Annotated in this window: 19 protein-coding genes; 13 read left to right on the top strand and 6 right to left on the bottom strand. The window is 70.2% G+C overall.

Features of this window, described 5'->3' with window-relative positions; genetic code table 11:
• Window positions 1–155 precede the first annotated feature (155 nt).
• Entirely contained in the window at window positions 156–1,331 is a 1,176-nt protein-coding gene (locus GC106_RS35880) for a prolipoprotein diacylglyceryl transferase (RefSeq protein WP_173139813.1), read from the top strand.
• On the opposite strand, the gene GC106_RS35875 is transcribed toward GC106_RS35880, so the two are convergent.
• Both GC106_RS35875 and GC106_RS35870 read right to left on the bottom strand, forming a co-directional pair.
• On the bottom strand, window positions 1,288–3,108 hold the full coding sequence (locus GC106_RS35875) for an eCIS core domain-containing protein (protein WP_173139811.1): 1,821 nt from the start codon (window positions 3,106–3,108) through the stop codon (window positions 1,288–1,290). The genes GC106_RS35880 and GC106_RS35875 overlap by 44 nt on opposite strands.
• A gap of 54 nt (window positions 3,109–3,162) precedes the next feature.
• Window positions 3,163–3,903: a hypothetical protein gene (locus tag GC106_RS35870; protein ID WP_173139809.1), complete on the bottom strand. Its 741-nt coding sequence runs from the start codon at window positions 3,901–3,903 to the stop codon at window positions 3,163–3,165.
• A gap of 167 nt (window positions 3,904–4,070) precedes the next feature.
• On the opposite strand from GC106_RS35870, the gene GC106_RS35865 reads away from it, so the two are divergent.
• The 12 genes from GC106_RS35865 to GC106_RS35810 all read left to right on the top strand — a co-directional run bounded on the left by GC106_RS35865 (window position 4,071) and on the right by GC106_RS35810 (window position 14,117).
• On the top strand, window positions 4,071–4,718 hold the full coding sequence (locus GC106_RS35865; protein ID WP_173139807.1) for a response regulator transcription factor: 648 nt from the start codon (window positions 4,071–4,073) through the stop codon (window positions 4,716–4,718).
• A gap of 92 nt (window positions 4,719–4,810) precedes the next feature.
• Window positions 4,811–5,587 carry a dienelactone hydrolase family protein gene (locus tag GC106_RS35860; protein WP_173139805.1) on the top strand — a complete coding sequence of 259 codons (777 nt, stop codon included), beginning with the start codon at window positions 4,811–4,813 and terminating at the stop codon, window positions 5,585–5,587.
• A complete protein-coding gene (locus tag GC106_RS48340) occupies window positions 5,584–5,742 on the top strand; it encodes a YciI family protein (protein ID WP_246367538.1) in 159 nt (52 codons plus the stop codon). Before GC106_RS35860 ends, GC106_RS48340 begins: the two co-directional genes overlap by 4 nt.
• Before the next feature lie 231 nt (window positions 5,743–5,973).
• Window positions 5,974–6,360, top strand: a complete 387-nt coding sequence (locus GC106_RS35850) for a hypothetical protein (RefSeq protein ID WP_173139803.1) — start codon at window positions 5,974–5,976, stop codon at window positions 6,358–6,360.
• A gap of 12 nt (window positions 6,361–6,372) precedes the next feature.
• Window positions 6,373–7,287 carry a hypothetical protein gene (locus GC106_RS35845; protein WP_173139802.1) on the top strand — a complete coding sequence of 305 codons (915 nt, stop codon included), beginning with the start codon at window positions 6,373–6,375 and terminating at the stop codon, window positions 7,285–7,287.
• 16 nt (window positions 7,288–7,303) lie between these two features.
• Window positions 7,304–7,621, top strand: a complete 318-nt coding sequence (locus tag GC106_RS35840; protein ID WP_173139800.1) for a hypothetical protein — start codon at window positions 7,304–7,306, stop codon at window positions 7,619–7,621.
• A gap of 12 nt (window positions 7,622–7,633) precedes the next feature.
• Entirely contained in the window at window positions 7,634–9,031 is a 1,398-nt protein-coding gene (locus GC106_RS35835) for a PPE domain-containing protein (protein WP_173139798.1), read from the top strand.
• Window positions 9,024–9,707, top strand: a complete 684-nt coding sequence (locus tag GC106_RS35830; protein WP_173139791.1) for an ESX secretion-associated protein EspG — start codon at window positions 9,024–9,026, stop codon at window positions 9,705–9,707. The genes GC106_RS35835 and GC106_RS35830 overlap by 8 nt, the downstream gene beginning before the upstream one ends.
• 82 nt (window positions 9,708–9,789) lie before the next feature.
• A complete protein-coding gene (locus tag GC106_RS49530; RefSeq protein WP_173139789.1) occupies window positions 9,790–10,917 on the top strand; it encodes a sensor histidine kinase in 1,128 nt (375 codons plus the stop codon).
• Window positions 10,918–10,943: 26 nt separating this feature from the next.
• The gene (locus GC106_RS35820; RefSeq protein ID WP_173139787.1) at window positions 10,944–12,044 is read left to right on the top strand and encodes a hypothetical protein; all 1,101 of its coding nucleotides are present in this window, start codon (window positions 10,944–10,946) and stop codon (window positions 12,042–12,044) included.
• On the top strand, window positions 12,029–12,679 hold the full coding sequence (locus GC106_RS35815; protein ID WP_246367537.1) for a response regulator: 651 nt from the start codon (window positions 12,029–12,031) through the stop codon (window positions 12,677–12,679). The genes GC106_RS35820 and GC106_RS35815 overlap by 16 nt, the downstream gene beginning before the upstream one ends.
• A gap of 151 nt (window positions 12,680–12,830) precedes the next feature.
• Window positions 12,831–14,117, top strand: coding sequence for an erythromycin esterase family protein (locus GC106_RS35810; RefSeq protein ID WP_173139783.1), 1,287 nt, complete (start codon window positions 12,831–12,833; stop codon window positions 14,115–14,117).
• Between the two features lie 9 nt (window positions 14,118–14,126).
• Here GC106_RS35810 and GC106_RS35805 read toward each other — a convergent pair whose 3' ends face one another.
• The 4 genes from GC106_RS35805 to GC106_RS35790 all read right to left on the bottom strand — a co-directional run bounded on the left by GC106_RS35805 (window position 14,127) and on the right by GC106_RS35790 (window position 18,008).
• Window positions 14,127–15,221, bottom strand: a complete 1,095-nt coding sequence (locus tag GC106_RS35805; protein WP_173139781.1) for an acetate/propionate family kinase — start codon at window positions 15,219–15,221, stop codon at window positions 14,127–14,129.
• Window positions 15,218–17,554: a phosphoketolase family protein gene (locus tag GC106_RS35800; RefSeq protein WP_173139780.1), complete on the bottom strand. Its 2,337-nt coding sequence runs from the start codon at window positions 17,552–17,554 to the stop codon at window positions 15,218–15,220. Before GC106_RS35800 ends, GC106_RS35805 begins: the two co-directional genes overlap by 4 nt.
• Before the next feature lie 78 nt (window positions 17,555–17,632).
• Window positions 17,633–17,791, bottom strand: coding sequence for a zinc ribbon-containing protein (locus GC106_RS35795; RefSeq protein WP_173139778.1), 159 nt, complete (start codon window positions 17,789–17,791; stop codon window positions 17,633–17,635).
• A 46-nt stretch (window positions 17,792–17,837) separates the two neighbouring features.
• Complete coding sequence (locus GC106_RS35790; RefSeq protein WP_173139776.1) at window positions 17,838–18,008, bottom strand: hypothetical protein; 171 nt, start codon at window positions 18,006–18,008, stop codon at window positions 17,838–17,840.
• Between the last annotated feature and the right edge of the window lie 402 nt (window positions 18,009–18,410).

Below are 18,410 nucleotides of genomic sequence, written 5' to 3'. Positions count from 1 at the left end.
CTCGCCGCGCGTCAAGTGATGCAGTCGTCGTGTTGGCCGCGGCCGTCGCTGTCGCGCCGGAGCACGGTCCGGCGGGCCTGAAGGGCCGGTGACGCTGCCCGAAAGACCGCGTCCCGCACCTCGGGTCCCGCGGCGGCCGGACGGAGAATGAGTCGATGCGGGTGGTGTCGACGTGGCCGGGAACGCCGGGTCCGCTCGGCATGGTCAATCCCGGTCTCGATCGTCTGGCCCGGACCAGGGTGCGGTTGTTCGCCCGGGACGTCCCGGCGTTCCGCCTGTGCGGGACAGCCGGGTTGATGGTCGCTGTCGCGGTGTCCCAGTTCGTGGCCGCTTGCCGAGGCCTGTCTCCTGGTGTCGTCGTGCTGCTCGCGGTTGTCGGCGTGATGACCTTTCTCGCGCTCGCCTTGGTCACATCCGTCCTGGTCGGCCGGGAGACGCTTGTGTACCTGCACCACGAGATCGCCCTGTTGGCGGCGAGCGGCGGCGTCCTGTGGGCATTGGGCCTTCCGGTCCTCGCATATCTCGACGCGGTCGCGTTGGGCATCGGCGGTTTCCTGGTGTGTGGCCGTACCGGCTGCCTGCTCGTGGGTTGTTGTCATGGGCGACCCGCGCAGTGGGGTGTGCGTTACGGTCCGAGCCACGTCAAGGATGGGTTCTTCGCGCCGTATTCCGGTGTTCGCCTGCTGCCTGTGCAGTTGTTCGAGGCACTCTGGGTGCTGCTCGTCGTCATCGTCGGCCTCGGTATCGTCACCGCCGGATACCCGCCGGGTGTGGCCTTCGCCTGGTATGTCTCGGTGTACGGCGTCGGCCGGTTCGTCCTCGAGTACCTTCGTGGTGATCTGCACAGGCCCTATTTCCGGGGACTCTCGCACAACCAGTGGCTCACCCTGGTGCTCGCGTTCCTGATCGCCCTGGCCGGCCTGCTCGGCGCTTTGCCCGCCGGGCCGGGATTCACGGGTCTGCCGCTCGCCGTGCTCGTGGTCTTCGCGCTGCCTGGAGTGGCGCGCCGGACCGGGTTCACGCATCCGTGCCATGTCGCGGAAATGGCCGCGCTGCTGCACGAGAACCCTGTTCGGACAGGTGAAGTGCGCGTCGCCGGCACCACATCGCTCGGCGTCCGGATCTCAGTCGGCACGATCCACGACGACACCGGCCACCACGTCCACTACGGCCTGTCCGGCGCGTCCACAGTGGATCTCACGGGTGTGGCCAGTGCGATTCTCCGCGTGCGCCACCCGGAAGCGCGCGACGGCGCGCTGTCCCCTGGCCGCCACGGCGTGGTGCACCTCATTGTGCCGGCTCCCGGGGAAGCGCCGCTTCCAGGTCCGTGATCATCTGTGCTCCCGCGCGGAGTCTCATCCACGACCGGTACGCCCGGCGGAACTGTCCGACCTGGTCGGCGGCGACCGGCGGGTTGTTGTAGTAGTCGGTCATCCGCTCGATCGACTGCGTCCGGGTGGCCGCGTTGGCCGCGTCGTAGTACTGGAGCAACGGGTGCCAGCCCGGCCGGTTCGTGGGCATCGTGGCCACGTACTGGTGGAAGTAGCGCCGGAAATCCTCGGTCCAGGTCAGCAACTCCAGGTCGTCGGGGCCCTGCCCCTCCTGCGGGGTTCTGGCCACGAGTTCCAGCTCGTGCTGTGCGTACTGTGCCGTGATCAGCGGGCTGGTGTCCTTCAGGGACTCGGGGCCGATGATGGCGTAGTGCGTCGGGCCGTCGGTGAAGTTGTGCCCGGCGTTCGTCCGCAGGCCCTGTCCGGCACGTCTCGAGTTCCGCCAGCGGGTCTTGTCGTTGAGGCGGACGTCGAAGTTCAGCACGGGAGTCGCCTGGTAGTCCGCGGGGTCTTCCTCGCGCGGATGCGAACTCCCGGCTTGGTGCACGGTGATGCCCAGCGTGCACACCGCCTGTTGTGCCAGCGCCGTCATCGCCGCGCCCCGCTGGTCCACGTCGGTGATGGCACGTGCCGCGGCCAGGCCGGCCTGCCACTGCTCGAGTGTCGGAGTGGTGCACGCGGCCGGCGACGGGATCGTCGTACCCTGCTGGGTGTTCCCGGCCGCGCAGCGTTGCAGCCGCAGCCCGGACCTCAGCCGTGGCATCGCCTGCTGTCCGGCCCAGTCCTTCGCCTGGCTGAGCATCGACAGCAGCACGCTCGTCGCCGACCGGTCGGCGTCGTGCTCCAGCGCCGACGACGTGGCTTCCCGCATCACCGGCACGGTGCCGGTACTTCCGCTCTGCTGAGCCACGTGGGCCAGTTCGTGGGCGAGGATCGCGTCGCCCACCGGTGTTCCCGGCTGGTACTGCCCCGACGCGAACGCGACGTCAGTGCCGATGGTGAACGCCCGAGCTCCCAGGGACGCGGCCAGGGTGGCGGCGTTCGCGTCGTCGTGGATCCGCACCTCGCCGGCATCCACACCCAGCACGTCGCCGATCCGGGTTCCAGCGGCGCCGAGCGGGCGCCCGGTGCCCAGCCGCGCCTGGATCGACTCGGGGGCCTCGGCGTCGACGAGCCGCTGGACCGGCAACTGTTCAGGCGCTTGCGCGACCACGCCCGCACTCGCGACCAGCAGCTCGGGCGGCACGTCTTTCACCTCGCCGGTCTCGGCCCATCGACTGACCCCGCGGGCGACCCGTGAGCACACCAGCGGGATCGTGTCCTTCGCGGTGGCGGCGGTCGCCGTTTCCGGGGCGTACTGCCGTACGGCCCGCTCCACGTGCGCCGCGTCCTGCCCGGCGTAGTGCGTGAACCAGTGCGCCAAGGCCGGGCAGTCGGCCGCCTGCCGGCCGGTTCCGGCCAACGCCTCGTCCACGGCCGCGGTCATCGCCTGACGCAGTTCAGCCAGGTACGCGTCCTTGCCTTGCCGGCCATCACCGGTTTCGGTGCCGTCGGCGAGCCATTCCGCCGCCGACTCGGGCTCGGCCGGGCCGACCAACCGCTGCACCGCGCCGTTTCCGGCACTGCGCTGCAACCGCAGCAGGTCCGGGGCGGGCTGACGCTGGACGACCGTCGCGGGCACAGCGACCGGCCCCGCCTCTCGCGCCTGGATCACCTGATCTTCGGGCAGGCGAGGGTCGTCCGGCTGCCGGGAGGTACCCGGCGATCGAGTCCCCACCCACCGAGTGTCCCGCCGTGCAGCACCGATTCCACCACCCGCGACACGTGCCGTTCAGGCACTGTTCGGCTCCCTTTCGGGCAGCTCGCGGTTTCCGGTGCCCGGGCTGGAGTTCCCGGCGGTGGCCCGGGAGGACTTCTCCTGCGCGACTCCGGCCGATGGTACCGATGTGCCGAGTGCGGACGCCGGTTCGTCCAGCAGGGCACACACTCGGCTCAGCGTGGTCGCCCACGGTCGCGCGGCGATCACCGGAATCCCGTGTTCGCGGGCCCGCGCGGCCAGCCAGTCGCCGTAGCGGACGCTGCCCTGCGCCCGGGTTCGCTGCTCGCCCTTGTCCGGTTCACGCAGCAGGTAGTTGGCCACCACCTGGCCGGGGTCGGGCTCGTGCAGGAACACCGCGCGGACATGGCCATTGGCCGCATGACCGGCGAACGAGCTCTGCGCGGCCAGTGCGGGCAGCAGGTAGTCGCCCTCCATGATGACCGGGGTGCCGGTCTCCAGGTGGTTGCCGATCACCGCGTCCAGTGCCGGCCACAGCGCCTCGGCGACCGCGATCTGTGACTCCACGACGTGTGAGACCGGCAGGCTGCCGGGATCTGGATGGGTGTCCCAGTAGTGCACCATGGGTTGCTGGTCCGGGGTGGTCATCCGCTGCACCGCGAGGACCAGATCGTCCACTTCGACGATCGGCACCTGATATCGCCGGGCCAGCGGATAGCTGAGCCTGCTCTTGCCGCTGCCGGATGCGCCGCCCAGCAGCAGCACCCGCCAGTCACGCTCGCCCGGGTCGTCCACGGGCCAGTACCCTGCCCAAACCGGCCGGAGACTGTCACCCGAATATTCGGCTGGTCGATCGCCATGGTTTCGAGGGGGGCGTCCAGGCCTATGCCGTCCGTTGCTGTTGGGCCATCGAGTCGGACATCGCACTGGCCGGAACGACGGACCGGCCGGCAACCGCGACCATGATCAGCGCGGCAGTGCCAGGCGGGCAACCGTCGCCCACCATCCGGGTCACGGTGATCGCCCGGCCGACCGTGGTCCGGGCCGGGCTCGCCCAGCTGCTGGATCAGGCACCGGACATCCAGGTGGTCGAGCTTCTGAGCCGGGCGCGTGCCCGGTTCAGCGACACGGCTCTGCCGTCCGACGTCACCGTGGTCGACGTCGGCCGCCGGTCCGACGACCATGTGCTGCGCGGCATCAGCGCACTGGCCGACCGGTTCGATCTGCTCGTGGTGTCCGAATCGCTCCACGCCGCGGACGCGCGGGCACTGCGATCCGCCGGTGCGGCGGCACACCTGACCTGGTCGGCACCGGAGGACGCCTTTCCTTCGGCGGTACGCGATGTCGCCCGCGGCGAGCACCGTGCCGCCGGCCGGACGACCGGTCGGCTGGAACCACTCAGGCCGTTGTCGGACCGGGAGCGGGAGGTGCTGGGCTACCTCGCCAGCGGTCATACGCACGCACAAACGGCGACCCGGATGGGCGTGTCGAAGGGCACCGTCGAGACCTACGTGGCACGGATCAGGACCAAGCTCGGGGTCGCGAACAAGGCCGAACTCGCCCTGGCCGCGCTCGACCACGCCGAGGAGTTCGTCCGCCGGGCACGCTGACCGGCCGGGATGTCCTGCGTTTACCCGACATCGCGGAACCTCGCCAGGCCATAGCATCTCCTGGTCTCGATATTCCCGAAAGGACAGTCCAGATGTGCTATGACCGTGACGCCCGGCCGCCCGTCCCAGCCGTGGACACGGCGAGCGTCGCCGTCGACGAACTCGTCCTCGTCTCGGCCGACGGGACGGCCTTCGCCGCGTTCCGGGCCGACCCGGCACGACCGGACGGGGCGGCGCTGGTGGTGCTCCTTGACCATCGCGGTCTGTGCCCGTTCTACGAACGTCTCGCGGTCGCGCTCGCCGCGCACGGGCACCCGGCCGTGGTGATCGACTACTTCGGGCGGACCGCCGGGACCGACCACCGCCGGAACGAGAACTTCCCGGCCCCGTCGGACCTTGCCGGTCTCACCAGGGACGGCATGGACGCCGACTTGCTCGCCGCCGCGCGGCATGTGCGTGAACGGGGCGCGGAGTCGGTGGTCGCGCTGGGGTTCTGCCTCGGCGGCCGGCTGGTCTTCTTCGCCTCCGCGCCCAGGTACGGACTGGACGGCGTGATCGGGTTCTACGGGCACCCCGGCACCGGTGGCCCGTACGGCCCCGGCCCGGCACAGCACGCGTCCGAGCTCTCCGCCCCGATCCTCGGGCTGTTCGGCGGTGCGGACGAGGCGATCCCGCCGGACGTGGTCGAGCAGTTCGAGCTGGCGCTGACCGCCGCCGGGGTACCGCACACGATCAGCAGCTATCCCGGTGCCCCACACGGATTCTTCGACGTCCGGCACGACGAGCACCAGGCCACGTGCGAGAGCGCCTGGCAACTGGTGCAGGACTTCTTGCGTGACCGGCTAACCCCCGAAAGGGAAACGACATGAAGTACGTGCTGTTCTACGAGTCCGCGGACGACGTGCTGGCGAACGCCCCTCGTCACTTCCCCGCGCACGCGGCCAGGCTGGCCGAGTTCATCGAACGGGGAACGCTGCTGATGAGCGGAGCCTTCGGCGACCCGCAGCAGGAGGGCTCCATGTAGGTGTTCACCACCCGTGAGGCGGCCGAGGAGTTCGCCAAGGGTGATCCCTTCGTGGTCAACGGCGTCATCCGGAACTGGTTTGTCCGCGACTGGGACGAAGGGCTCGCGTAACGCAACGGACCCGCTTGCGAGGCGCGGAAACCCCGGGTGCCGAATGAGGGTTGTTCACCGGACACCGCGGCGGGCGCACGCGTCCTAACTTGGGGAAAACCGCTGACCGGGGACAGGAGCATGGCCGACTTTCACGTCCAGCTGGACAAGCTGCTCACGATCGCGAACAAGAACCTGCCAGCCGCGCGGGAGTCCCTTGAGGGAGCCGACCGGTACCTGCAGAACATCAGCCTCGCGCACGGCGAGGCGTTCGAGGACCGGACCGCGCAGACCGCCCTGATGTTCAACGGTGACTACGCCTCGGTCGTGCAAGGCAACCCGTTCCTGGAGAACAGCCAGCCAGGCGGGCTGTACAAGAACCTCGAGCAGGAGTTCGCCTCGGTACGGCAGCAACTACGGAAATGTCTGCAGGACCTGGGGCACAACGTGGATCTGTCGTCGCAGGCGTTGCGTGAGGTCGTCCGCAGGTACGCGGAAGCCGACGGCCAGACGACCATTGTGGCCTAAGGGGGAGACGAGATGGCGTGCAAGCGGGCGATGGAGCTGGTCGGGGAGATCGAGCAGCTCGCCCAGCCCCCGAACATCCTCCAGACCGATGTCAACCGCATCCGGCCGCTCGTGCGCCCCGCGGTGGCCCGGCTGGCCGCGGGCGAGCCCGGTGCGGTGGACGACCTGCTCATCCCGCTCGCCAACGCGGTCTACGTGCTGACGCAGGACGAGACCGAGGGCTTCGACCGGGCCCGTGACCACCTCGCCTTCTGGTCCGGTGACGCGGCGGAGAACTTCGGGGACTGGCTGGCGGAAGCCGAAAGCGCCAGCACCCTGATGCGCACGGCGGTGGCGGACCTGAAGAACTTCTACGACAGCTACAAACGGGTCGTCGAAGCCTGCCACACCGACCTGGTCGCGATCCTGGAGAAGGCCAAGGGAGCGCTGGAGGACGTCCACCAGCAGGAGACCGAGACGCTGCTCACCGTCGCGCAGGTCGGGGTGACGTTCATCGCGCCCCAGGCGACCACCCTCGAACTGGCCGCCACCGTGGCCGAGGCGGCGGTCGAGCTGATCTCGGTCGGGATCAGCGGCGGTGGGGAGTCACGGTTCTCCGTCGTGCAGAGCCTGCTCGACGCGCTCGGCAAGCTCGACGACGCCACCAGCGAACGCGCCGGCAAGATGGCCGACGGACTGGTCAACCTCTTCGCGTGGATCGGAAAACCGCCGCACGTCCGGGAGGTGCAACCGCCGCCGCCCCAGATCATCACCGGGCAGCGGTTCGATCCGGAGAAGTTCCGTCTGCCCGACAGCATGAACGCGCCGAAGCCCGCCAACGACGACCCGCTGGTCATGCCGAAGCAGGCCGGTGGGCCCACCAGCAGGATCAGCAGCCGGCTCGCCGGTGATCCGTCCGGTGCCCGGCCGTCGGCCATGGCGAACTGAGCGGTGGTGACACCGGATGGACGAGACGTTCGAGTTCGATCCCATCACCATCGACCGGGCCATCCAGCACCTGAACAAGGTGCTCGCGCTGATGGACCGGCACGAGAGCCAGGTCGGCGGCCTGCGGCACGGGACCAGACCTGGTGAGGCGCCGAGCACCCAGGCCTTCCACGCGTTGCTCGGCCGGTCGATGGGCCGGTTGCGCGAGAAACACGACGCGCTCCGGCGGCACGTGGAGGACCAGATCGAGGTACTGAGGAAGACCAAGGCGGCGTACACGGCGGTCGACCGGGACGGGGCCGAGACGTTCGTGACCATCGGCGAACAGGTGTGAGAGGGGCGTGGCGTGAAGACTCCGTTGGACTGGATCCAGCAGGCGGCCACGCAGCTGCCCGTGCCCGTTGCCGAAACCGTCGACACAGCCGTCGACATCGCCGAAGGCATCATCTTCGCGGACGGATCGCTGCCCGCGGGCACGAACCCGGCGGACATCCATTCGTGGTTCCACGACGGCCCAGGGACCGGCGCTTACGAACACACGAGGGACACCCTCGGCTCACTGGCGACCGTGTTCGAGGAGTACGCGGAGTTGCTCAAGGCAGCACGCGACGAGGTCACGTCCGGGTGGAGCGGACCGGCGGCGGAAGAGTCGGCACGCTCGTTCGAGCCGTTGCTCGCGGCGGCCACGAAACTCCGGCAGCACGCCGCCAACGCCGAAAACTCCGTCGCCAGACAGATCACGTCCTTCAACGACACCAAACACCGCGTGGTCCCGGTCGCGGCCCAGCCACCGGCCGGGCCCGGCATGAAGCAGTTCACCGAACCGTTCTCACCGGACAACCTCACCGCGAACGCCACTGTGGCCGCGTACCAGGTGGCGGCGTTCACCAACCAGGACGCCTACGGCGGCTACCAGAACCAGACCAAACCGCAGGGCAAGGCTTTGCCGCAGGACACGGCGGCGGCTCCACCCGGCAGAGGCGGGCGCGGAAACCCGCCGCACGGCACCGAACCACATCCCACCGAGGTACCGGGACCGTCCGCCGCCCCACCGGGAACTCCGCCGTCCGCGGCACGACCGCCCGGAGAACCACCAGGCACGCAGCCATCAGCAACCCAGCCGCCAAGCACGCAGCCGCCGGGAACGCAGCCGCCGGGAACGCAGGCACCCGGGCCCCAGCCTTCGCGACCACCGGCAGGAGCCGAACTCCCGGCGGTCCCGCCACCGGGGACCTCGCCATCCGGGGTCCGGCCGCCGGGACCGCCACCGTCAGGAATCCGGCCTCCTGGCTCGACCGGCCCGAACCATCTGACGCCCGGAGGGCTGCCGTCGCCGTGGAGCCCGCCACCGGGCGCACCGCCCCTGGGGACACCGGCCGGTCCGATCGGCCCGGCCCAGCCGGGCCACGGCGGCCAGGTCTCGCAGCTCACGCCACCGCCGCACGCCGTCGGCAGTGGCGGCGGCCCGCGTCCGCCCGGAGGGGGTCCGGGCGGACGGCCCATCGGTCCGCACACGGGTGACCGGGGCGCCGGCCCGGACAGGCCTGGTGGCCTGAGTGCAAGTGGGCGCTCCAGACTCGCGCCTGCCACCGTGTCGGGCCTCGGCGCGCCCGCGGCCGGTGGCAGGCGCGAAGAGGACGAGGACCGGTTCAGCAAGTACGTGATGAAGACCGAGCACGAGAGTGAACTGGTCGGTGACCTGCCGCCGCACGCACCGGCGGTGATCGGCGGAGACTATGACTAGCGCGTGGCCGCTGCGCCTGTCCGGCTCGGCTTTTGTTGTCCTGTGGGAGAAATTGGGTCTCGGGACGCTCCCACGAGCGCTGTTCGCGCCTTCACCCGGAGCGACTGCCGGCGAGCGGTCCCGCGTCGAGCGCGCCGCCGCCGAAGAGCTGACCCGGCTGGGAATCGGCCGGGGCCACGACATCGACCACGAACTGGTCGTGGCCCTGCGGTTGCTCGCCATGCCCGCCGCTGAGTACTACGGCTGGGTCGTGCCGGCCGGCGGGCCGGTGTTCGGGGTGCAGGCCGCGGCGGCCGGGAACGCCGCAGTTCTGTCCACTGTGGCCGATTCGATGGTCGAACTGATTCGGGTGAACGCGGGAAATCTCGCCTCGGCTGTGGGGCACCGGCTCCCGCCGCACCCACCCGCCCGGAGCCGGCCGGTGACGACTGAACATACCCGCCAGGACTTCGAGCGGGCCGTCGGCGACGCCATCACCGGTAACGGCCAGTTCTTCGTCGCGGTACGCGACAAGCTCGGTCGGCGGCGACAGTACGAGCAAGCGATCGAGTACGTGGACACCGCAAGAGGGCGCTGGCTGTTGCGACGCGGCAACGGGACCACAACCGCGGTGCCTGCCGACGCGGGCGTCGTGGGCGCCGAGTTGGACCGCATCCGCTGGCGGCTCGTCAGGTGATGCTCCGTTCAGCAGTTGCCCGGCGAGGGGTTTCCCGGGAATGATTTGACCCGTCACGTGTACGGGGCGGGGAATCCATCCAGTGGTCGACGGGCCTGGTGCGGCACAGCGGTTGTTGCGACGACTGGCGCTTCGCTACGCCGCGATCGGCCGGACCGTGATCGCGACGTTCGCCGGTGTGCTGGGCAGCATCGCGGCGCCGCAGACCTGGCCGGCGATCGCGGCAGTCGTCGTGGTGGTCGCGTGGAGCGTCGCATACGCCTGGCTGCTCACCCATCGTCATCGCCCGTGGTTGCTGGTTGCCGACATCGCAGTGGTAGCGGCGGCCTGCCTGACTCAGCGCTGGACTGTCCCGGCAGACGCCTTGGCCGCCAACCAGGGCTGGGTGATCGCCCTGGCCTCGATCACCGTCGTGGTCTACCAGTGGCATACCACCGTGCCGGTCGGCCTGTGTGCGCTCGTGGCGATCGACGCCGCGTTCCTGGCCGGTGTTCTGCTCGCCGTCCCCGGACAGACGGGTGCCGCACTGGTGATGGTCCTCTGGCTGCCGATCGAGGCCGTGCTGTCGAGACTGTTGTGGATCCTCGTGCGGCGTGGTGGCGAGCGCGCCGACTTGTTGACCGCACAAGCTGAACGTGCCCGGCAAGCTGAGGCTGTGGCCGAGGCGCTGCGAGCCGATGAGCGGGCGCATCTCGCGTCCCTGCACGACACCGCCGCCAGCACTCTGCTGATGGTGGGACTGGGCGAGGTGGGCAAGCCTGAACCGTGGCTGCGGGACCAGGCGCGACGCGATCTCGCATCCCTGGGCCACTGGCCCGCCTCCGACGGAGCCACGCAGGACCTGGTTCCGTTGCTGCGTGACGTGATCGCGAATGTCCCGGTGACGGTCGCCGCGGACCTGCCGGACTCATGGACCGCACCGGCATCGGTCTGTGCGTCGCTGTGCGGAGCGGTTCAGGAGGCATTGACCAACGTCAGTCGCCATGCGGGGACCAAGGCGGCTGACGTGCGGGTGGAACGGAGTGACGACCAGATATCCGTCTGGGTCGCCGACCAGGGCGCGGGATTCGATCCGGACGCGATACCGCCAAGCCGGTACGGCGTGTCGGAATCGATCGTCGCGCGAATGGCGCGCGTGGGAGGTAGGGCGACAGTGACCTCCGCCCGAGGCAGTGGCACGACCGTCCGCCTGGATTGGCCGGTGCCGTGATCGACCATACGCGGCAGGTGACCGTGGTGGGCTTCCTGAGAGGCCTGCGAATCGCCATTCTGACAGTGGCTGTGACGATCCTGTTCGGACTGACCCTGCCCAACCTGGTGGCCCGCATCGACGCACCGCCGGGACCAGCCGTGCAGGTGGCGTGTTTCCTGTTGCTCATGGCGGTCGCCGCCGCCGACGTCGTGCTGGTGCTGCGGGACCGGTCGTGGGGCAGGCTGCGCTGGCCGGTTCTCGTGCTGCTGCTCGCGGTGTACCTGGGGTTCACGCTGCTGCTGCCGGCCGATTCGGTGTTCACCGTGGACAACTGGTACTTCAACTCCATCGGCTGGTTCGGTGTCGCGTTGCTGTTCGACCAGCCGTTGCTGTCGTTCGTCGGCTTCCTGGCCGGATGCGTCGCGGTGAGCGTCCTGCCGATCCTCGTTTCGGGTCCCGGCAACGGAAACGACGTGGTGGGCCTGGCGATCACGATCGTGTCCATCGGTGGGTTCCAGACGCTGACGGCCACCGCCGCGGGCGCACTGCGGCAAGTGGCTTTCTCCGCCGCGCTCGTCTCGGCGTCGGCCGAGCGAACCCGCACCCGCCGGGCCGTCGCCCAGCGGGTGCACCTGGACCGGCAAAGCCGCTACCGGGACATCGCCACCACCGCTGGGCCGGTGCTCTCCGGCCTCGCTGACGGATCGCTCGACCCGGGCGACCCCGAGGTGGTCAGGAAGTGCGCGATCGAAGCCGCCCGGATGCGCCGTCTGTTCGCCGAGAACAAGGACACCGGCGACAAGTTGTCGCACGAGCTACGCGCGTGCGTCGACATCGCCGAACGCCGCGGCGTGGCGGTCGACCTCATCAGTCAGGGCAACTGGCGCGACCTGCCGCGGGAAATCCGGCGTGCCTTGACCGACGGGCCGATGCAGGTGTTGAGCACGCTGAGCCGGAACTCGCGAACCGCGCGGGTCACCCTCATCGGCACCCGGGACACCGTCTCGGTCAGTGTCCTCGCCGACAGCGACGCACCTGTCCCGCGACTCGCGGAAACCGCGGGCGTCCGCACCACGTCTATCTTTGACGGCGAACGGGTCTGGGTGGAGGCGACATGGCGGGAGGCCGGATGGTCACAGCGGTAATCCTCGACGACCATCCGGCGATCGTCGCGGGGGTCGGCGCCTGGTGCGTGACCGCCGATCCACCGATCGGCCTGATCGACGCGGACGGCCAGATCAGCAGGCTGTGGACGGAACCCGGCGGGTCGGCCGACGTGGTCGTGTTCGATCTGCAGCTCGGCGGCAGCCCGCCGCTGTTCCGGGAACTGGAGCGGCTGGCCGCTGCCGGACGCCGGGTCGTCGTGTACTCCCAGCGGACCGACGGGGCAACCGCCCGGCAGTGCATCGAGCTGGGTGCCTTCACGTACCTCACGAAAGCCGAAGGGCAACACCACCTCGTCCCGGCGATCCACGCGGCGGCTCAGGACACGCCATACACGCCGCCCACGCTCAGCGGAGCGTTCTACGCCGACGACGCACCGGACCGGCCCACCCTGAGCGTCAGTGAACGCGAAACACTGCGGGCATGGTTCGAAAGCGACTCCAAACGGCTGGCCGCGGGAAAACTCCGGCTGTCGGTCAAGACCGTGGAAACCTACATCGAGCGAGTGCGGATCAAGTACGCCAACGTGGGGCGCCCGGCCCGGACCAAGAGCGCACTTCTCGAGCGTGCCATCCAGGACGGCCTGATAGACCCGGGCGACCTGGTTCCTCGCTGACCCGTAGCGGCCGGGTGGGCTTGCCGGGTCAGCGAGGAGGAACCACCCGACCGGACCGTCCACTTCGGAACACCGGCCGGTGGCCGGTTTCCGCCGCGGCGGTCCGGGTAGGCAGTTGGCGATACCGGCCGACGACCGCGAGGAGGACGTCATGTCCCGTTACGGCGACGACGTCACGGCACTGGCCGCGCCGCTGGACGACGCAGGCGACTTCGACATGCTGCTGGACCGCGTCGGTGACGCGCAGGTGGTCATGATCGGCGAGGCCAGCCACGGCACTCACGAGTTCTACCAGTGGCGGACCGCCCTCACCCAGCGGCTGATCGCCGACAAGGGCTTCTCGTTCGTCGCCGTGGAAGGCGACTGGCCCGACTGCGACCGGGTGAACCGCGCGGTGCGTTGCTCACCCGACGCGCCCGGGGACCCGCGCGAGGCGCTGGCGGCCTTCGAGCGGTGGCCGACGTGGATGTGGGCCAACGAGGAGGTCGCCGACTTCAGCCGGTGGCTGCGCGCCCACAACACCACAGTGGACGTTCGGGAACGGGTCGGCTTCCACGGCCTGGACGTGTACTCGCTGTGGGAGTCGCTCCGCGAGATCCTGATCCACCTGCGCGAGCACGACCCCGCCGAGGTCCCCACCGCCCTGGCCGCCTACCGCTGCTTCGAGCCCTACGGCGAGAGCGCGCAGGACTACGCGATGGCCACCCGCATGATCCCCGCCAGTTGCGAGAACGAGGTGGTCGACCTGTTGGTGCGGCTGCGCGAGCGGGCATCGGCCGACGGCGGCGGCGCGTTCGGAGCGTGGCAGAACGCCGAGGTCGTGGCCGGGGCCGAGCGTTACTACCGGGCCATGATCGCCGGCGGGCGCGAGTCGTGGAACGTCCGCGACCGCCACATGGACCACACGCTGGACCGGCTCCTGTCGCACTACGGCGCCGGCGCCAAGGCGGTGGTCTGGGCCCACAACACCCACGTCGGGGATGCCCGCGCCACCAGCATGGCAGCTCACGGCGAGGTCAACATCGGCCAGCTCGCCCGCGAGCGGTACGGCGAGGACCAGGTTGTGCTGGCCGGGTTCGGCAGCCACCGAGGCACGGTCGTCGCGGGTGACTCGTGGGGCGCGCCGATGCGCGAGATGCCCGTACCGGCGGCCCGGTCCGGGTCGCTGGAGGACGCGCTGCACGTCGCCGCACCCGAGCGGGCCTTGTTCGTCTTCCCCCGTGAACACCGGCCAGAGCTGCTCACCGACGAACTCGGTCACCGTGCCATCGGCGTGGTCTACGATCCCGACCGCGAACGGTGGGGCAACTACATGCCCACCATCGCGGGCGACCGCTACGACGCCTTCCTCTGGATCGACCAGACCCGCGCACTGCACCCGCTGCACACCCGCCAGGTCGACGTCCTGGAACCGGAGACCTACCCCAGCGGCACCTGAGGCGCCCGGTCACAGCGCGGCGACGGTGTCGCGGCAGAGCTGGAGCTCCTCGCGCGGGCGCACGACCAGCACCGGAACGGTGGCACCGGGCGGGCTGACCGGCCCGTCACCATCAGGGTCCGGGACCAGATCACGGGGCACGCCGAGCAGGGACAGGCCGGCCACGACGTCGGTCCGGACCTCGGGCTGGTCCCAGCCGATCTCGCCGGTGAACACGAGCGCGTCGAGCCTGTCCAGCGAGGTGGCCGCGGCGGCCAGTTCGCGGCGCACGCGGTGGGCGAACACGCGCAGCGCCAGCGCCGCCGCCGGGTCCTGACCGGCCGCGGCGACGAGGTCGCGGGTGTCGCCCGACCGGCCGTTGGACAGGCCGAGCAGGCCGGATTCGTGGTTGAGGCCGTGTTCGAGGGCGTCGAGGCCGACCTCGCCGTGGCGAAGCAGCCACAGCAGCATCCCGGGGTCGACGCTGCCGGAGCGTTTGGACATGGGCACGCCCTCCAGCGGGGTGAAGCCCATGGAGGTGTCCACGCTGCGGCCGTCGCGCACCGCGCACACCGAGCAGCCGCCGCCCAGATGCGTCATCAGCACGCTGAGTCCTTCGGCGGGCCGGTCGAGGATCTGTGCCGCCTTGTCCAGCGCCCACCGGTAGGACAGGCCATGGAAACCGTAGCGGCGCAAGCCGTGGCGCTCGCGCCACTCGGCGGGCAGCGGATAGGTGGCGGCGACCTCCGGCAGATCGGTGTGGAACGCGGTGTCCGGGCACAGCACGTGCGGCACGTCGGGCAGCCGTTCACGCAGCACGTCCAGCAGCCGCAGCGCGGGCGGCACGTGCAGCGGCGCCAACGCCTCCGCCCGGCGGGCGGAGGCCAGGGCCGCGTCGTCGACCACGGTGGGCGCGCGAAGGTCCGGGCCGCCATGCACCAGCCGATGGCCGACCGCGACGACGCCGTCCACGTCGTCCAGCAGCTCGTCCAAGGCGCGGCGAGCCTCGTCGGAGTCGGGCGGCTGCTCGACCTCGGCCGAGCCCCGGACCTCCGCCGAGCCGGTGTCGACCAGGTGTGCTTTGAGGCTGTTCGAACCGGCGTTCACAGTCAGGACGGCGCTCACGTACCCCACCGCCAGCCGGTGATCTCGTCGGCGTCCACGCCGTCGCGGTGCGCCGCCGCGCGTAGCTCGTCGCGTTCGGCGAGCAGCTGATCGGCCAGTCTGTCGTCGCCACGGGCACGGCGCAGCGCGTCGGCGGCCAGGTCGTGGCGACTCATGCCGTTGCTGACCAGCAGGTCGAACGGCGTGGTCGTGGTGCCCTCCTCCCGGTAGCCGTGCACATGGAACCGCTCGGTGGCGGGCCTGCCGTGCAAGGTCTCGTGGACCGCCGAGGGGTAGCCGTGGAAGCCGAACACCACCGGCACGTCCTGACCGAAGCACGCGGCGAAGTCCTCGTCTGCCATGCCGTGCGGGTGACGGTCGGCGGGCGCGAGGGACAGCAGGTCCACCACGTTGGCCACCCGGACGTTCAGGCCGGGCGCACGGTCACGCAGGATCGACGCCGCCGCAAGCACCTCGACGGTGGGAATACCACCGGCGCACGCCAGCACGACGTCCGGATCGCCGTCGCCGTGGCAGGCCCACTCCCACACGCCCGCGCCCGCCGCGCAGTGCCGCTCGGCGGCGTCCAGGTCCAGCCACTGCGCGCCCGCGTTCTTGCCCGCCACGACGAGGTTGATCCGGTCGGTCGAGGCCAGGCAGTCCCGTAGGGTCACCAACAGCGTGTTCGCGTCCGGCGGCAGGTAGACCCGGCTCACCGACGCCTTCTTGGTCAGCAGGTTGTTGAGGAACCCAGGGCCCTGGTGGCTGTAACCGTTGTGCTCCTGCCGCCAGCCCTCGCTGGTCAGCAGGTAGTTCAGGCTCGCCACCGATTCCCGCCACGGCACCTCGCCCGCCATCTTGAGGAACTTGGCGTACTGGTTGACCATGCCGTCGACGATCGAGGCGAAAGCCTCGTAGCACGGGAACAGTCCGTGCCGTCCGGTGAGCAGGTAGCCCTGGAGCCAGCCCTGGCACAGGTGCTCCGAGAGCACCTCCATCACCCGCCCGCCAGGCGCGACGTGCTCGGCGGTATCGGGCAACGGCCAGGTGAACGCGCGGTCGGTGACCTCCAGCAGCGCGCCGAGTTTGTTGGACTCCAGCTCGTCGGGACAGACCACGCGGAAGTCGCGGCGGTCCTCGGTGGCCCGCAGCAGTTCGGCCAGCCACTCTCCCGCCGTGCCGGTCGGGCTTGCCGGCCCGGCGCCGGGCGCGGGCACGTCCACCGCGAACCGCGCCACGCCGGGCAACGGCAGGTCGCGGCGCAGCCGGCCGCCGTTGGCCTCGGGCACCCGGCCCAAGCGCAGGTCCTCGGGCGGCAACTCGGCGAGCAGGTCGGTGTGTGGGCGGCCATCGGCGTCGAACAGCTCGTCGGGCCGGTACGACCGCAGCCACTGCTCCAGCAGCGCCAACTCGGCGTCGTTGTCGTGCACCCCGCCCAACGGCACCTGGTGCGCGCGGAACGTGCCCTCCAGCGGTTTGCCCTCAGCGTCGCGTTCCGGTACACCCCAGCCCTTCGGGGAACGCAGCACCAGCATCGGCCACACGATCCGCTCACCGGGCTGCCACCGCTCCCGCACCGCGGCGATCTCGGCGTGCGCCAGGTCCAGCGTCTCGGCCAGCAACCCGTCCGGGTCGTCGGTCTGCGTCACGTCCACCACGTACGGCGACCACCCAGCGCCGCTGAAATACGCGACCAGTTCCTCATCGTCCATACAGCCGTAGACCGTGGGCGAGGAAATCTTGTAACCGTTGACGTGCAACACCGGCAGCACCGCCCCGTCGGTGCGCGGACTCAGGTACTTGTTGGCCTGCCAAGATCCGGCCGTCGGCCCGGTCTCGGCTTCCCCGTCACCGACCAGGCAGGCCACGAGCAGATCCGGTTTGTCCAGGGCCGCGCCGAACGCCGTGGCCAGCGCGTAACCCAGCTCCCCGCCCTCGTGGATCACCCCCGGCACCTCCGGGGAGAGGTGGCTGGGGAAGCCGCCGGGCCAGGAGAACCGGCGGACCAGCTCCGCCAGGCCCGCGCCGTCGACGCTGAGCGCCGGGTCAAGCCGCGCGTGCGTGCCCTCCAGCCAGAGATTCGCGTGCACGGCCGGCGCGCCGTGCCCGGGACCGGTGACCAGCAACACCCGCTGCCCGGTCCGCCGCACCAGGCCGTTGAGTCCACTGTAGAGCAGCGTGATCCCCGGACACGTGCCCCAGTGCCCCAGCAGCCGCGGCTTGAGGTGCTCACGCCGCAACGGCTCGCGCAGCAACACGTTGTCCTTCAAGTAGATCATCGCCGCCGCGGCGTAGTCGCACGCCCGGCGGCAGCGCCGGACCGCTTCGGTGGCACGGGTCTGCGTGGTCGTCATGCGACCGGACTACCCCTGGTCACAGGCAGTACACCACCGGGGCCGGAGAAGAGATGTGACCGGCCTTCGGGAGTGTGGTCATTTGTTGCCGGGTTCCTGGGTGCGGCTGTCGAACTCGCTGTGGCCGTTGGGACACTTCGGGATCTTCTCTCCCTGCTTGACGCGCACCTTCTCGTCGCACTTGGCGCAGTGGAACGTCCCGGTCTTCTGCGCTTTCTCCCCGGCGTGAGCAGACATGTCGTCCTCTCCTCAGCTCACGGTGGCCCGCATCCGGCGCATGGCGTCAGTGCTGCTCGCCAGTCGCCTCTTGTTCCGCCTGTTTGGGATCAAGCCCCCGACGCCGGTCGGCCAACGCTCGCCGCAACTGCTCGACGGACAGCTTCGAGCTGTCCACGATGCCGACCTGCTCCGCGTCGGCCCGCAATCGCACAAGTTCCTCGTCGTCGTCAGTCACCTGGGCCACCTTCGATTCTGGGAAGCCAGGACACTCGGATTCCCGGGTGACAGCGGCCGAAACCACGCCGGAGACGCACTCCGCGGTGGTGGATAAGGCCGAAACATTTCGGGCGAGTGACATGGATAAGACTGAAGCATTGCGCTGTGCACAACGGGTCGCGTACGGTTACCAGTTGATCGAACCCGTTCGACCGCGATCGGGAGAGTCCCCATGGTTCAACGGCGAACTGTTCCCTGCACACTCGCCACCGCAGCCGGCCTGCCTGTCAAGGTGGGCACACGGACAACCGCGCCGCCCGGCCGGCGAACCGGCGTGCGTCCGACGTCCGATGCGGACGCCTGCTCGACCAGGCGCTTCCGAGGCCGCTGACCCCTCACAATCCCACCGTTGTCCTGGGCG

Origin of the sequence: Kibdelosporangium persicum, from assembly GCF_013280595.1 — a bacterium.
Taxonomy (GTDB): Bacteria; Actinomycetota; Actinomycetes; order Mycobacteriales; family Pseudonocardiaceae; genus Kibdelosporangium; species Kibdelosporangium persicum.
Note: the sequence above shows the minus strand (reverse complement) of the source record. Positions and strands in the feature narration are given on the sequence as shown.

Excerpts from the sequence above, each read along its gene's own strand:
- GC106_RS35880 (WP_173139813.1), top strand. The coding sequence starts at position 156 with ATGCGGGTGGTGTCGACGTGGCCGGGAACGCCGGGTCCGCTCGGCATG.
- GC106_RS35865 (WP_173139807.1), top strand. The coding sequence starts at position 4,071 with ATGATCAGCGCGGCAGTGCCAGGCGGGCAACCGTCGCCCACCATCCGG.
- GC106_RS35860 (WP_173139805.1), top strand. The coding sequence starts at position 4,811 with ATGTGCTATGACCGTGACGCCCGGCCGCCCGTCCCAGCCGTGGACACG.
- GC106_RS48340 (WP_246367538.1), top strand. The coding sequence starts at position 5,584 with ATGAAGTACGTGCTGTTCTACGAGTCCGCGGACGACGTGCTGGCGAAC.
- GC106_RS35850 (WP_173139803.1), top strand. The coding sequence starts at position 5,974 with ATGGCCGACTTTCACGTCCAGCTGGACAAGCTGCTCACGATCGCGAAC.
- GC106_RS35845 (WP_173139802.1), top strand. The coding sequence starts at position 6,373 with ATGGCGTGCAAGCGGGCGATGGAGCTGGTCGGGGAGATCGAGCAGCTC.
- GC106_RS35840 (WP_173139800.1), top strand. The coding sequence starts at position 7,304 with ATGGACGAGACGTTCGAGTTCGATCCCATCACCATCGACCGGGCCATC.
- GC106_RS35830 (WP_173139791.1), top strand. The coding sequence starts at position 9,024 with ATGACTAGCGCGTGGCCGCTGCGCCTGTCCGGCTCGGCTTTTGTTGTC.
- GC106_RS35815 (WP_246367537.1), top strand. The coding sequence starts at position 12,029 with ATGGTCACAGCGGTAATCCTCGACGACCATCCGGCGATCGTCGCGGGG.
- GC106_RS35810 (WP_173139783.1), top strand. The coding sequence starts at position 12,831 with ATGTCCCGTTACGGCGACGACGTCACGGCACTGGCCGCGCCGCTGGAC.
- GC106_RS35800 (WP_173139780.1), bottom strand. The coding sequence starts at position 17,554 with ATGACGACCACGCAGACCCGTGCCACCGAAGCGGTCCGGCGCTGCCGC.
- GC106_RS35795 (WP_173139778.1), bottom strand. The coding sequence starts at position 17,791 with ATGTCTGCTCACGCCGGGGAGAAAGCGCAGAAGACCGGGACGTTCCAC.